Annotated in this window: 11 protein-coding genes and 1 pseudogene; all 12 read right to left on the bottom strand. The window is 75.5% G+C overall.

Translation table 11 applies throughout. From position 1 onward, the window contains the following. Positions 1-855 (bottom strand): annotated as a pseudogene (locus ACG2DA_RS17280) (hypothetical protein); the annotation flags it as partial. Further along, positions 852-2,201 carry a glycosyltransferase family 4 protein gene (locus ACG2DA_RS17275; protein ID WP_395257081.1) on the bottom strand — a complete coding sequence of 450 codons (1,350 nt, stop codon included), beginning with the start codon at positions 2,199-2,201 and terminating at the stop codon, positions 852-854. The gene ACG2DA_RS17275 and the pseudogene ACG2DA_RS17280, both read right to left, overlap by 4 nt. Further along, on the bottom strand, positions 2,198-3,415 hold the full coding sequence (locus ACG2DA_RS17270) for a glycosyltransferase (RefSeq protein WP_395257079.1): 1,218 nt from the start codon (positions 3,413-3,415) through the stop codon (positions 2,198-2,200). The genes ACG2DA_RS17275 and ACG2DA_RS17270 overlap by 4 nt, the downstream gene beginning before the upstream one ends. Then, positions 3,412-4,620: a glycosyltransferase gene (locus ACG2DA_RS17265; RefSeq protein ID WP_395257077.1), complete on the bottom strand. Its 1,209-nt coding sequence runs from the start codon at positions 4,618-4,620 to the stop codon at positions 3,412-3,414. Before ACG2DA_RS17265 ends, ACG2DA_RS17270 begins: the two co-directional genes overlap by 4 nt. Further along, positions 4,617-5,603 carry a class I SAM-dependent methyltransferase gene (locus tag ACG2DA_RS17260; protein WP_395257075.1) on the bottom strand — a complete coding sequence of 329 codons (987 nt, stop codon included), beginning with the start codon at positions 5,601-5,603 and terminating at the stop codon, positions 4,617-4,619. The genes ACG2DA_RS17265 and ACG2DA_RS17260 overlap by 4 nt, the downstream gene beginning before the upstream one ends. Further along, positions 5,600-6,592, bottom strand: a complete 993-nt coding sequence (locus ACG2DA_RS17255) for a glycosyltransferase family 2 protein (RefSeq protein ID WP_395257073.1) — start codon at positions 6,590-6,592, stop codon at positions 5,600-5,602. Before ACG2DA_RS17255 ends, ACG2DA_RS17260 begins: the two co-directional genes overlap by 4 nt. Before the next feature lie 18 nt (positions 6,593-6,610). After that, complete coding sequence (locus tag ACG2DA_RS17250; protein ID WP_395257071.1) at positions 6,611-7,759, bottom strand: polysaccharide pyruvyl transferase family protein; 1,149 nt, start codon at positions 7,757-7,759, stop codon at positions 6,611-6,613. Further along, a complete protein-coding gene (locus ACG2DA_RS17245; RefSeq protein WP_395257069.1) occupies positions 7,756-9,360 on the bottom strand; it encodes a polysaccharide biosynthesis C-terminal domain-containing protein in 1,605 nt (534 codons plus the stop codon). Before ACG2DA_RS17245 ends, ACG2DA_RS17250 begins: the two co-directional genes overlap by 4 nt. A gap of 36 nt (positions 9,361-9,396) precedes the next feature. After that, positions 9,397-10,200 carry a hypothetical protein gene (locus ACG2DA_RS17240; RefSeq protein WP_395257067.1) on the bottom strand — a complete coding sequence of 268 codons (804 nt, stop codon included), beginning with the start codon at positions 10,198-10,200 and terminating at the stop codon, positions 9,397-9,399. A 71-nt stretch (positions 10,201-10,271) separates the two neighbouring features. Further along, positions 10,272-11,426, bottom strand: coding sequence for a glycosyltransferase family 4 protein (locus ACG2DA_RS17235; protein ID WP_395257065.1), 1,155 nt, complete (start codon positions 11,424-11,426; stop codon positions 10,272-10,274). Continuing rightward, positions 11,426-12,664, bottom strand: a complete 1,239-nt coding sequence (locus ACG2DA_RS17230) for a glycosyltransferase family 4 protein (RefSeq protein ID WP_395257063.1) — start codon at positions 12,662-12,664, stop codon at positions 11,426-11,428. The genes ACG2DA_RS17235 and ACG2DA_RS17230 overlap by 1 nt, the downstream gene beginning before the upstream one ends. Continuing rightward, a partial coding sequence (locus ACG2DA_RS17225) for a glycosyltransferase (RefSeq protein WP_395257061.1) occupies positions 12,657-13,642 on the bottom strand: 986 nt, incomplete at its 5' end. The genes ACG2DA_RS17230 and ACG2DA_RS17225, both read right to left, overlap by 8 nt.

Here is a 13,642-nt window from a genome sequence, read left to right as displayed (position 1 = left end):
GGAGGCCGCGGCCTCCGCCGGAGGCGCAACGCCCGCCGGGCGGGCCTGCGCCTCCATCCAGAGCCACTGCTGAGAGGCCGGACGATGCTCCCCCACGGCCTCGGTCAGCAGGGATTGGGGAAACGTCGGTCCGACGCACTCCCGATACCGCTCCGGTTCCCGGGGCGTCGCGTCGAGCGTGGTGATGCGGTGGGTCGCCTCGAACCGCTCGCGGAGCGCGTCGCGGACCTCGTCCGCGGAACGCTCGCCCGCCGGGTGCAACTCCGTCAACACGTCGCAAACGCGTAACGACGGGATCCGAACCGGGTCGAGCAGCGCGTATTCGAACCCCTCGACGTCGCAAATCACCACGCCGCCGTCTTTTAGAAGGCGCTCCAGCTCCTCCGGAGCGCACTCCGCGTGCACATGGAGGTTGCTCACGCCGTTGAGACGCGCGAGTCGCTTCTGCTGATCCCGCGCGAGAGGGTCGATATCGAAGGCGTGAACCGTCACGTCCGGGCGTTTCCAGGCGATCCCGACGGCGTAGTACCCCTCCGCGGCGCCGACGTCCACGACCGTCCGGGACTCCGTGCGGAGGATTTCGTCGACGACGATCCCGTGCAGCTCTTCCTCGTAGCTGCCGACCCACTTGGGAGCGATCGAACCCCACACGGGCTCGTCGAGGTAGAGCAGCCCGGCGAACGGCCCGCCCAGCACCCGCGGCGCGGAATCCGCGAAGGCTTCGCGCCGCACGTCGGCCCGCAGCGCCCCGAAGGCCCCTTCGGAATACCGCCGGATTCGCCAGGACCGAATCCGCTCCGCCAACGACGGAGCCAACCGGCGCAGCGCTGTTTTGACGAACGAGCCGGCAGTCATGATCGGCGTTGGGCCGGGGGGGAGAAGGAGCCTCCGCGGGCCGCCACCGCGCGGTACAGCCGGCCATATTGCCGTCCCAGCCGGGCGCCGTCGAACCGGGTTTCGGCCGTGCGGCGGGCGGCGGCGCCCAGGCGCTGCCGCAGGGCGGGGTCGTCGGCGAGGCGTTCGACCGCCGCGGCCAGCGCCGCGGCGTCGCCGGGCGGATGGCCGAGGGCGTCGACGCCGTCGGCGAACAACTCCGCCGCCCCGCCGGCCGCGGCGACGACCACGGGGCGACCGCAGGCCATCGCCTCCGCGATCGTCAGCCCGAACGGCTCCCGCCGCACGCTGGCGTGCACCGCCACGTCCAGCCCCCGATAGACCGCGGGCATGTCGGATTGAAAGGGCACGAAGCCGACGGCGTCCGCGACGCCCGCCCGGGCGGCGAGGGCCTCCAGCTCGCCCCGCTCCCACTGGGCCGCGGTCGCGTAGATCGGTCCGCCGACGACGTACCAGCGGAGCGCCAGCTCCGGCCGCCGGGCCCGCAGTCGGGCGGCGGCCTCCAGGAACACGTCCTGACCCTTCCAGCGGGCGTAGGTCGCCGCCAGCCCGACGCGCAGCGTGCCGGCCGGCGCCGGCGGCAGACCGGCGGCGGCGTCCAACGCGGCTCCGTCCTCGGCCCCCCCGGGGGAACCGGCGCCGGGACCGGGGGCGAAGCGGGTCAGGTCGACGCCGTTCGGGATCACCTCGGTGAGGGCGTGCGGGAGGACGCTGTTCACGTCCCGCCCCACCGCCGCGGAGACGCAGGCCAGCGCGGCGACGCGGCGCCCCGCCCGCCGCAGCGCCCGGCGGGCCAGCGGACGCTCGGAGTAGAAGTCGTGCACGGCCCACACGACCGCCGGCCGTCGGGCCGCGGGCCGCCCCGCCAGCGCCGCGGCGGTCAGCAGGTGCGTCTTGAGGCCGTTGGAGTGAATCAGGTCCGGCCGCTCCGCCCGGACCGCCGCCCGCCAGCGGAGCGCCGCCCGCGCCACGGCCGGCCCCGCCGCCGCGAACCGGGCGAGGCGGGCGCCGCGGCCGCTAACCGAACCGCCGCGGGCGTCCGGGCTGTCGCCCAGCCGGGCCGCGGCCGTCGGCAGGACGACCGCCCGGGCACTCACGCCGAGGTCCCGCGCCGCGGCGATCAGCGGTCCCTCCCCGCCGCACAGCAGGGCGAGCGACGCCTCCGGCAGCGCGGTCCGCACCCCCGTCAGCACGTCGAGCAACACCCGCTCCGCCCCGCCGATCGTCCCGACCGGGCTGAGGAACAGCAGACGGAGACCGGGCGCCGACCCGGCGTCGGGCCTGTCGGCCGCGCGGTCCCCGGTCACAACGCGTCCTCCGCGGCGAGGTCGGCGATCGGTTCGCCCGCGGCCAGCCGTTCGTACGCGGCGCCAATGCGGCGGGCGTGCTCCTCCCAGGTGAACTGGCGGAGGTGGGCCTCGGCGGCGGCCGGGTCGGGCGCCGGGGCGTCCAACGCCGCCAGCGTCGCCCCCCGCCACGCCGGCACGTCCCCGACGGGGGCGAACGTTGCGACCGGACCGCCCACCTCCCGCAACACCGGCAGGTCGCTGGCGACCACCTTCGCCCCGCAGGCCAGCGCCTCGATCACCGGCAGACCGAACCCCTCGGCTTCGCTCGGCTGCAACGCCGCCCGACTCCGCCGGTAGAGTTCCGCCAACGCCGATCGACTCAACCCGGTGAGTTGGCGGACGCTTCCAGCGAGGTTCAGACGCCCCAACGTCTCCCGCTGAGAGTCCGTCCAGGCGCCGCCGACCTGCACGAGCGTCAGGTCCGGTCGCTCGGCCCGCACGGCGGCGAAGACCTCCAACAACACGTCGATCCGCTTCCGCGGGATGCAGGAGCCGACGTGCAACAGGAACGGTCCGGGCGGCAGGTCCAGCGCCGCGACCTCCGCCGCCGCGGCGTCCCCGGCCGGGCCGCGGGCGAACTCCGCGGAGACGCCGTAGGGCGTGCGGAGGATGCGGTCGGCGGGCACGAGGCCGGAGGCGAGCAGTTGCCGCCGCACCTCCGCGGTGCTGACGAACACCGCCGCGGCCCGCTCCAGCCCCTCCGCCAGCCGCCGGGCGTGGGCCCGGAACCAGCGGGGGCGGGGCTCCGCGGCCGGGTCGAGCAGGCAGCGGAAGGCGTCCAGGTCGTGGCAGAAGACCCCGGTCCGCTCCGCCGGCAGGGAGAGGACGAGGTGGGCGTAGGAGTGATCCACGACGTGAAACAGGTCGAATCGGTCCGCGATCCGGGCGAGCCGAGCCGGATAGGTGCGGACGCGATTCCACAGGCGGTCCGCGTTCGCTAGCGTCCGTCTGGCCCGACGGCCCGGCGCCAGCGGGGCGAGCCGGCCGAAGGGGCGGCGGAAGGGCGGGGCGACCCGCTCGGCGACGACGCGGCCGCCGGCGTTTCCGTCGCCGGCGTTCCCCCCGTCGGCGGGCCACGCCGCGGCGAGGCGTTCGGCGCACAGGTCCATGCTCCGCCAGCCCTCCTCGGGGAAGTCGTCGATCAGCGCCAGGCGGAGCGGGTCGCCGCTCATCCGGCGGCCCCGTCGGTTCCGGCGGCCCCGTCCGGACCGGCGGTTCCGGCGGTTCCGGCGGCGGCGAGGTCCCGGAAGACGTCCTTCCACCGCTCCGCCACCTCGACGACGGAGAACCGCTCGCAGCGCCGCAAACCCCGCTCGGCGAGGTCGGCCCGGGCGGCGGAATCGTCCAGCAGTTCGCCGATCGCCTGGGTCCAGGCGGGAACGTCCGCCTCCGGCACGATCCGCCCGGCGTCGCCGACCACCCGGGGGATCTCCCCGCTGTCGCTTCCGATCACCGGCACCCCGCAGGCGAACGCCTCGATCAGCATCCGGCCGAACTGCTCCTTCCAGTGCGGCGTCGTCTGGCTGGGGGCGACCAGCAGGTCGCCGGCGGCCAAGAAGCGGGGCACCTCGTCGTGCCGCACGGCGCCGACCCGCACGCGGTCGGCACGGCCGCGGTCCGCCGCCCAGCGGAGGACTTCCCCGTCCAGTGGCCCGTTGCCCAACATCAGCAGCCCCCACGGTCGCTCCCCGAGCCCCTCCAACGCGGCGAGCAGCACGCGGACGCCCTTGTCTTCGTGGACCCGGCCCAGTTGGACGATCAGCGGCTCCGGCAGGCCGAGTTCCTCCCGCACGGCCCGCTTCTCCTCGGGGGGGAGCGGCCGGAACCGGTCGGTCTCCACGGCGAGGGTGACGACCCGGCCGGTCTCGGCCGGATAGCCGCGGGCGGTCAGGTTCTCGAACACGCCGCCCGCCAGCGCGACCCACCGCCGCGCCCGCTTCAACGTCGCCCGTTCCAATCCGGAGAACGGCGGCGGGTACCGCTTGGGGAGGTTCTGGAAGGTGCAGAACCCGAACGGCGTCCCGGCGGCGGCGGCGGCCCGGGCGAGTTGGGCGCCGGCGAAGACGTACGGCTCCTCCCAGCCGAGGATCGCGTCGAACCGGTCCCGCCGCACGAGGCGGCGCAGGACGCGGCCGGAGTAGCGGAAGACGTGCACCCGCCGCGTCCACCGGGCGGGGATCGGTTCGATCCGCAGGGGGGAGTCGGCGGTCTCCGGTTCGCAGACTTCCTGGCGGAAGTCCCCGTGATAAACGGCGGGAGCCCCGACCGTGACCTCGAACCGCGGATCGCGGGCGACCTGCCGGACGATCGCCCGATTCGCCGCGAGCACGTAGGAGTGCCCGACCGTCAGCACGCGCAGGGGGCGGGGGGAGTTCAAACCGGTTTGCGGGCGAAGGCTTGCAGGTTCATCGCCAGCGGCGTGCGGACGCCGCCCGGCAGCGTGCGGGCCGTGCGAAACACCGCGCGGCGGACGACCCGGCTGGCGGCCCGGCGGAGGGGCGCCCGGCCGGCGATCTCCGGGGCGCCGACGCCCACCTCGACGCGGTCGTAGCCGCACCGCTCCAACAGGAGCCTCAACGACCTGGCGCCGAAGTGATTGACGTGCGTCAGGTTGGACGCGATCTCCGGCTCGGCGCCGGGCTTCGCCAGCGCCTTGGCCCGTTCCTTGAGCAGCTGCGCCGCCCCGTGCGGCGACTTCACCGCCAGCCACCCGCCGGGCTCCAGCACGCCGAGGGCCTCCTCGATCACGCCGCGGGGCCGGGGGATGTGCTCCAGCACGTCGTTGAGCGTGACGGCGTCGTAGCGGCGGCCCTCCGCGGCGAGTTCGGCGAGGGTCCCCCCGTGCACCGCCACGCCGACCGACCGGGCGGCGAACGCGCGGTCGTGCGGGTTCATCTCCGCCCCCTCGACTTCCCAGCCCGCGTCCCTGGCGCGCTTCAGGAACGTACCGACGCCGCACCCCACGTCCAACAATTTGCCCCGCCGGCCGCCGGTCTTCCGCTCCAGCCGGGCGAGGACGTCCCGGTACACCCCGTCCCGAAACGTCGCGGCGTCCAGCTCCCGCCGCCAGTCGTCGCCGCGGTTCTTGGAGTACAGGGCGTCGAAATAGTCTTCCGGGGCCGGCAGGCGGTCCGGCTGGACGAACCCGCAGGCGCCGCAGCGTTGCAGGCGGAACGTCTCGCCGTGGAACGGCTGGAGCGTCGGGTGCTCCTGCCAGGTCATATCGAACCGCTCCGCGTGCGGCAGCATGGTCCACTCGGCGCCGTCGCAGACCCAGCAGGTCGGCTGGGGGCGGTACTCCGGGGCGGCGGCGGGCGTCCCGGCGGCGGGGGCCCGGATCGCGTCTGGCTCGGCGGTCACGACGGCGGGCGGACGGTTCGGGGCGAGGCGGGGGAATCGAACGAGCCGGCCGCTCGACCGGCGGCCCAGCCCTCGGCGGCGGCCCGCCACGTGTGACGGAGAATCCGCCATTCCCGCCGTGGCGCCAAGTCCCGGGCCGCACATCGCAGGGCCGCCAGCGCCCCCGGGGCGGCGGTGGACCCGACCAGCCCCGTCCACGCCCGCCGCACGCCCCGCCGCCAGCCGCGGGTGTGCTTCGACAGCACGAACGCCCGGTTGTACGCCCCGTTGTAGACCTTCACCGTCAGATCGCCCCCCCGCCCGCCGACGTACGCCGTGTTCGTCGGGTGGTGATCCACCACGTTCGAGTAGTCGAAGACGACCCGGTACCCGTTCGCCGCGACCTGCAGGCAGGCGTCCAGTTCGAACAGCTGCCAATACGGCCGGAGGCGCTCCTCGAACCGGTCGAACGCGGCCCGGCGGAGGCTCATGTTGTAGCCGACGAGGTGGTCGACGTCCGTCGGCGGCCGCTCCCGCCAAGTCGCGGGATGGTCGTACATGTTCCCGTGCAGCCGCCCCGCGGCGGTCAGCCGGCCGACCGGCTCCACGGCGCGGGTCGGCAGCGTGGTTCCGTCCGCGTGGTTCACCGCCGGCCCGCCCACGGCGCCGACCGACGGGTCGGCGTAGAAGGCGAGGTGCTTGGCGAGCCAGTCCGGCGGGGCGAGGGCGTCGTCGTCGATCAGCGCGATCACCTCCCCGGTCGCGGCGGCCAGCGCCGCGTTCTCCGCCGGCACGATGCCCGGCTCGGGCCGGTGCAGAGCCCGCACCGGCAGGGCGTCGGAGAAGTTCTCGGCGGCGTCGCGGGTGGCGGCGTCGTCCCCCTGCCAGACGACCAGAACCTCGTCCGGGGCGACCGTCTGCCGCGTCAGCGCGTCCAGACACCGCCGCAACGTCTCCGGCCGACGGAAACTGGGGATCAGCACGGAGACCGTCGGGCGGGGAGCGGTCATGAACGGTTCAGGAACGCGTCAGGAACGGTCGGAGAGTTCGCGGTCCAGCGCCGCCAACGCCGCGTCGTGCTGGGCGAGGCGGGCGCCGAGACGGTCGGCGTCCCACGCCCAGGCCCCCGGCTCCCGCAGGCGACGGAACCGGGCGACGGCGGCCTCGACGGCGTCCGGCCGATCGCGGTGGGCGGGCGTGACCAGCCAGTCCCGCAGGCCCAGATCGTCGCACAGACGCTCCAGCTTTGCGCCGTAGCCGCACACCAGCGTCGGCGTCCCCGCCGTCACGGAGAAGATCGTGCCGTGCAACCGGGTCGTCACCGCCGCGTCGGCGTCGGCGAATCCGGCGGCGGCGTCCGCGGCGGTCCACAGTTCCTGCCGCGCCCCCGGAACCTCCCGCGCCAGCGCGGCCATGAGGTCCTCGCTGAGCGACGCGTCGTTCGGCACGCTGGTGGGAACCCACCGCACCGCCGCCCCCGCCCTCGCCGCCGCCGCGGCGCTCCCCAGCCAGATCGGGCGCCAGCGGTCCGCTTCGTTCCGGCAGACGTTCATCACGCATAAATCAAAGGACGAACCCGGCCGACGCGGCGGGAGGCCGTCCCGCAGACGGTCGTGCAACACCGGATCGACGCCCACGTGCACCGGGCCGCGAAGGCCGACGGACCGCAACAGCTCGGCCCCCGCCGGCGAGCGCACGGCGATCCAGGCGCTGATGCGGTCCAACGTCCGGGCGACCGCGGCCAGGGAGGGGGCCGGCGCCCCGGCGGCGGGGTCGAGATAGGCGTCGCCGAAATAAAATCGCACCCGCTCCGCGAAGCCGGCGGCCCATTCGATCTCCCGCAGCCGGGAGCGGACGTGCGCCTCCACGCCGAAGAGCCCGCCCAGCAGCACGTAATCCAACAGCGCCCCCTGTGCCGCCCGCACCAGTTCCCGCCGCGTCCGACGCCGGGCGAGGGCGCCGCGCCAGCGTCGGCGGCCGACCGCCATCAACGGCAACGGCCAGTCCGCCACCGCCGGGGGCGGGTGGGCCGCCCGCGGTCGATCGCCCCCGACCAGCGCCGCGGCGCCGCCGTACGCCCGGCCGTGCCGACGGAGGAACGCGGCGAGCAGTTCTTCGTCGCCCGCATTGCCCTTGCCGAGGCTGCCGCTGAAGACGACGTACCGGGGGGGAGTCATCGGCGGTCTCCCCGTTGCGGCCGGACCCGCCGGGAGAGCAGCCGTCCCCAGCGGCGGCGTTCTGCGGCGGTCAACGCGGCGAACCACGCCAGCACAACGTACGAGCCGCCGATCGCCCCGGCGTAGACGAAGAGTTCCGGCCAGGTCGACGCCCCCCCCGCCGGCAGCGCCGGCCAGGCGATCAGCCCCGCCGCGACGGCGGGCGCCAGCGGGCGGAGCGCCGCGGCGTAGAGATCCCGCGCCCGAAAGCCGAGTTTTCGCCGCATTAACAGCGGCTCGTACCACGCCGCCGTCGCCGCGTAGCTGATCGCCGTCCCCAGCAGCGGCCCGGCGACGCCCAGGTGCGGGGTCAGTCCGAAGCTGAACGCGATATTGAGCGCCGCGGCGGCCAGACTCATCGGGACCAGCGCCCGCACGTGGCCGGCGGCGTGCAGGGCCCAATCCCAGATAAACGTGATCGGCAACAGGAAGGCGACGGCGGCCGACGCCGCCGTCACCAGCGGGCCGGCGTACCGCTCCTCGCCGGCCCACAGGGTGACGAACGACTGATTTAACAACACCGCCGGCAACAGCCCGGCCGCGGCGACGAGCGCCGCCAGCTTCGTCACCTCCGCGACCCGCTCCCGGTACGCGGCCCGGTCCCCGCCGTGATAAAGCTCCCCCAGCCCGGCCCACGTCGCGGAACTGATCATCCCCACCTGGGTCCCCACTAAATCGCAGGCCCGCCGGGTGAAATAAAATCCGGTCACCGCCGCCGGGTCCAGCAGGAAGGCGACGATCAGCGAGTCCGACCAAACCGCCGCCCGCCCGCCCAACTGCCGCAGGAACACCGGCCCGTTGAATTTGCGCAGCTCCGCGGCGAATTGGTCCTCTAACTCCTCCGCTCCGGTCGCCTCCGACTCGGCCCCCTCCGGTCCGGGGGCGCGCCCGTCCCGCGGCCGCCGTCGGAACCGCGGCCGCAGTCCGGCGAGCAACGGCGTGCCCCGGCGGAGTTCGATCAGGGCGATGCCGCCGTTCAGCGCGACCGCCCCGAGCGTCGCCGCCGCCGCCTGCCCGGTCACCCCCCAGCCGTCCCGCGCCAGCAGCAGCGCGGCGGCGAGCGTCACGAGGTACTGCGCGGTCAGCAGGGCCGTGACGAGGTAGGACTGCTGCCGGCACTCGATCACCACCCGGGCGTACCCCAGCGCGGCCACGGGGACGCCGGCCAGCAGGGTGAGGGTCGCGAGCCGCAGGTCCGGCAGGTCGTCCGCCCCGACGGGGATCAGCCAGCCGACGACGGGGATCGCGGCGGCGAGGACGACGAACTTCAGCAGGGTCGCCCGGCCGTACCCGCGGCCGGCGGCCCGCACGGCGGCGTGCAGTTCGCCGACCTTCCCCCCCGCCAGCGCCCGGGCGAACACCGGCTGCATCGCCCCGAGCAGCCCGAACTCCAGCAGGGTCAGCCACATCGCCGCCTCGGACAGCGCCCGCCAGGCCCCGAACGCCTCGTCCCCCAGCCAGCCGGCCAGCAGCGGCGAGGCGATCAGCCCCCCAATCAACGTGAGGGCCGACAGCCCCGCCGACGCGGCGAAATTGGCGGCGGAGCGACGGGTCCGGGACATCAGACTCAGACAGGGGGGCCGACGGCGGGAGCCGGCTCAGGAGGCGTCGCGTTCGAAACGGGCCCGGGCGAGGGCGAACAGCTCCAGGTCGAGCCGGTTCGCGTCCTCGATCGCCGCCCGGGTGCGGTCGTCCAGTTCGTCCGGCCGTTGCCCGTGCCCCCCGACGTTCCGCCGCTTCGTCTCGGACCGCAGCGGCAATCCCAGCACGTCCGCGAACAGGGCCACGGAGCGGTCGAACTGCTCCGTCAGGCCGACCGCGGCGCACTCGTCCAACCGTCGGATCGCCCGCTCCCGCAGGGTCGCCTCGTCCTCCCCGGCCCCGAAGCCGTCCGGGCCCTCCACGGGGTCGCAGCGGGCGTCGGCGGAGGTCAGCCGCCGCTCCGGCGTCTTCCCGCCCAGGTTTCGAGCCTGCAGGTTCGACGACGCCCGCCGGGTGACCTCGTGCCGGCAGAACTCCTCCAGCGTCATCCCCCCCGCGACCAAGCCGTGCAGCGGCCGGTCCGGGGCCCGCCGGAGGTGGTGGTAGTGGGAGATGACCCGCGCCACGGGGTCCCGCAGCATCGTGATCACGACCGGCGTGCGGCTGAGAAACGCCGGCAGGTGGAAGCCGAAGTGGCCGCGGTACAGGCTGTAGGAGTCCAGCCGCTCGTCGGGCAGCGCCGCCAGCCCGCTGAAATCCATCGCCGGGCAGATCCGCGTGCGGCGAACGAACCGCTCCAGCCCCGTGCGGCGGAAGCAGCGGTCCAGCACCGGAATCATCGACTGCCCGCCCGTCTTGTGGAGGTGCAGGAAGTACAGCGGTTCGGCGCGAAACCGCCGCAGGTCGACGCGTTTTGCCATCAAGTCGGGCGGCGGGAAAAGAGCGGGAGGTTCGGGAAGGCGGGCGGGGACGGCGCAGACCGGCGGGGCGGCTATCCAACCAACCGGCGGTAGACTTGCAACGTCCGGTCCGCCGCCGCCTCCCAGGTCAGCTCGGCGGCCCGGGCGCGGGCCGCCCGGCGGAGCGGGGCCCGGTCGCCGGCGAGCAGGTCGCAGATCCGCGCCGCGGCCCCGGCTTCGTCCCGCGGATCGACCGTCGCCCCGCCCGCCCCGATCACCTCCGGCGTGGCGCCCCAGGCGCTGGCGACCGCCGGGGTCCCCCGGCACATCGCCTCGGCGGCCGGCAGGCAGAACGTCTCCCGCCAGGACAGCGACACCAGCAGCTCCGCCGCGTCGTACAGGGCGGGCAGCTCCCGGGTCAGCCCGTGCAGGAACGCGGCGGCGTCCGCCACGCCCAGTTCCGCCGCCGACTCCCGCACCGCCGCCGGGGCGGGTTGACTGCCGACCAGAACCAACCGCAGGTCGGGCCGCGTCCGCCGGACGTGTTGGAAGGTCCGCAGCAGGCCCGGGACGTTCTTGTGCGGTTCGTACCCGCCGACGAACAGCAGAAACGGCGGCCGCACGCCGAGCCGGTCGAGAATCGCCGCCCGCTCCGCCGCGGGGGTCGGCGGGCCGCGGAACAGGTCGTCCGGGGCGAGGGGCGTGACGGTCACCTTCCGGGCCGGGACCTTCAGCAATCCGATCAGCTCCCCCCGGGCGAACTCCGACGGGGCGAAGATGTGGGCGGCGGCCCGGACCTGGGCGCCGAGATAGGCGCGGTCCCGCCCGCGTTTCAGGCGTCCGCCCGGGACGGGCACGTACCGCTCCGTCGGGCCCGGCAGCGCCCCGGACCGAACCAGCGCCCGGTAGCTGGGCCCGGTGACGCTGTGGTGCGTGAGGACCTGCGGGCAGGGGGCGACGATCGGCACGCCGTGTTCGTTGGGGGCGTGGTGAAGGTCGAACCGCTCCCGCCGGAGCAGCGCCGGCACGGCGACCTGCTCCCAGAGGACGCCGTACCGGGCCGGGACCTCCCGCACCTCGCAGTCGATCCCGGCGAGGTGCTCCGCCCGGGCGGGCGCCCCGACGCGGCAGAGGAACGTCGCCTCCACGCCGCGGGCCGTCAGCGCCCGCGTGAGCCCCACCGTGTAGCGGTCCCAGCCCCGCAGCGCCGGGGACGCCAGCGAGCGGCCGTCGAAGGCGACGCGCATCACCGCCCCCCGGCCGGACCGCCGCCGCCGGCAGCCGGGCGGCGGTCTGCGATCGTGCGGTGGATCGCCTCCCAGCGGTCCAGCAGCGGGGGGACGGCGAGGTCGGTTTCCAGCGCCCGCCGGGCGGCGACGGCGAGGCGGCGGCGCTCCGCGGGGTCGTTGAGCAGGCGGGCGGTCTGAGCCACCAGCTCCGCGTCCGTCTCCGCCAACGCCGTGCAGTCCGCCAGCGACGCCGGCAGGCCCTCCACGCCGTGCCGGTTCGTCACCGTCGGCGTGCCGAACGCGAAGCTCTCCAGCACCTTCACCTTCATCCCCGACCCCTCCCGCGGGGCATAGCAGTGCACCGCGGTGGAGTGGAAGTACGGGGCGATCTCCGGCACGTCGCCGACGATCTCCACCCCCGGGGCCCCGTTCAGGCCGGATAGCGCCCCCGCCGCGGAGCGACCCACGAACCGCAGCCGGGCCCCCGGCGCCCGCTCCCGAATCGCCGGCCACAGCCGGGCCAGCCGCTCCGCCGCGGAGACCGTCGGCGCCCAGCCGTAGTTCCCGATCAGCCCCAGCGTGGGCGGGTCGTCCGGCTCCGGCAGGCGGAAGGCGTAGCGGGCCGGGTCGATCGTCATCGGCACGGTCCAGACCTCCGCGCGGGGGTTCGCCGCCCGCACCTCGGCGGCGAGGGGCTCGGTCAGCGCCGCGAAGCACCGCCCGGCCCGCAGCGCCCGCCGCTCCCCCCGCTCGAACGCCCGGTGCAGCACGGCCCCCTTCCACCCGGCCGGCCCGGTCGCCGGCGGCCCGGTTCCGTCCAGTCGGTGCAGGTAATGCACGTTGCAGATCGTGGTCTCCGGTCGGCCCAGCCCCGCCCGCGTCAGCCAGGCGCTCCAGTGCTGCTCCAGGTGGAGCACGTCGTAGCCCCGCGCCAGCTCTTCGCCGAGAGCCGCCCGCAGCTCCGGGCCGAACAGGCGGGACGAGGGCCGCCGCAGCGTCGCCCACCGCCCCCGCAGGCCCCCGCCGCGGCCGGGGGGGAACAGGCGGAGGTCGAAGTCGCCCGGCGGGAACAGGTCCCGGACGGCGTCGCGCTCCCGCTCCCCGGCGACGGCGAAGGCGGTCACGCGGTGGCCCCGCGCGACGAGCCCGCGCAGCAGGATGTCGTACCACCGGGCCGCCGCCCCGCCGAACGGCAGGGGCGGTTCCGGAAACACGAGCGCCAGCCGCAGCGGGGCCGATTCGGTTCGCTCAGCCACGCCGCCCCCCGGAGAGCGGTCGAGCCGGCGGACAGCGGCGGAGAAGGGCGACGAACTCCGCGGCCATCGCCTCCCAGTCGCGGGACCGCAGCTCCTCCGAGAACGCCCGCGTCCGCGCCGCCAGCGCCGCCCGGTTCGCACGCCACGCCCGCAACCGCTCCGCAAGGGTGGCCGCGTTCGGCGGGGCGGGCAGGAGCAGGTCGGCCAGGTCCGCGGGGAGGCGTTCGGCGACGCCGGCGGTCTCCGTGACCAGCGCCGGGACGCCGCGGCACAGCGCCTCGTGCACCCCTTGGCCATAGGGTTCGTAGAACGTCGGGGCGACCAGCAGGTCGGCCGCCGCCAATAACTCCGGCACGCGGTCGGTCTGACCGAGGAACTGGACCGACCCGGCCAGCCCGTCCCGCTCCGCCGCCGCCCGCAGGCCGGGCAACTCCGAGCCCGCCCCGGCGACCAGCAGCCGAGCGTCCCGCGGCCAATCGTCCGTGCGGAGCAGCGCCCGCCAGGCGTCGTACAGCACGTCGAATCCCTTGCGGCGGTCCGCCCCCAACCCGCCGACGAAGGCGACGACGGGGCGATCCGCGGCGTTCCCCTCGTTCGGCACGCCGAAGGCGGCCCGGGCGGCGGCGCGTTCGGCGGCGGTCGGGGGGCGGAACGCGGCGGGGTCCACGCCGTAGTAGATCCGGTGCACCCGCTCCGCCGGAACGCCCAGTTCCTCCGTGATCTGCCGGGCGAGGCGGTCGGAGTCCGCGACGATCAGCCCCGCGGCCCGCAGCGCCCGCCGTTCGGCCCGGCGGTCGGCCGCCGCCGTGAGGCGCGACCGCAGGCCGGCCCGGCCGGTCGCCGGCCGCGGCGGCGGGGCGGCGGCGTGCAGGTAGTGCACCCAGTTCACGTCGCCCGCGGAGGCGCCGCCGCCGACCAGCGGGTCGCAGTTCCCCCCGTTCACGATCACCCGCCCCCCGGCCCGGGCGGTCTGGCGGG

The organism is Alienimonas sp. DA493 (genome assembly GCF_043951915.1).
Classification (GTDB): domain Bacteria; phylum Planctomycetota; class Planctomycetia; order Planctomycetales; family Planctomycetaceae; genus Alienimonas.
Note: the sequence above shows the minus strand (reverse complement) of the source record. Positions and strands in the feature narration are given on the sequence as shown.

What these genes read in the sequence shown, in the direction of transcription:
- ACG2DA_RS17270 (WP_395257079.1), bottom strand. Translation starts at nt 3,415, where the DNA reads ATGAGCGGCGACCCGCTCCGCCTGGCGCTGATCGACGACTTCCCCGAG.
- ACG2DA_RS17240 (WP_395257067.1), bottom strand. Translation starts at nt 10,200, where the DNA reads ATGGCAAAACGCGTCGACCTGCGGCGGTTTCGCGCCGAACCGCTGTAC.
- ACG2DA_RS17255 (WP_395257073.1), bottom strand. Translation starts at nt 6,592, where the DNA reads ATGACCGCTCCCCGCCCGACGGTCTCCGTGCTGATCCCCAGTTTCCGT.
- ACG2DA_RS17235 (WP_395257065.1), bottom strand. Translation starts at nt 11,426, where the DNA reads ATGCGCGTCGCCTTCGACGGCCGCTCGCTGGCGTCCCCGGCGCTGCGG.
- ACG2DA_RS17250 (WP_395257071.1), bottom strand. Translation starts at nt 7,759, where the DNA reads ATGACTCCCCCCCGGTACGTCGTCTTCAGCGGCAGCCTCGGCAAGGGC.
- ACG2DA_RS17245 (WP_395257069.1), bottom strand. Translation starts at nt 9,360, where the DNA reads ATGTCCCGGACCCGTCGCTCCGCCGCCAATTTCGCCGCGTCGGCGGGG.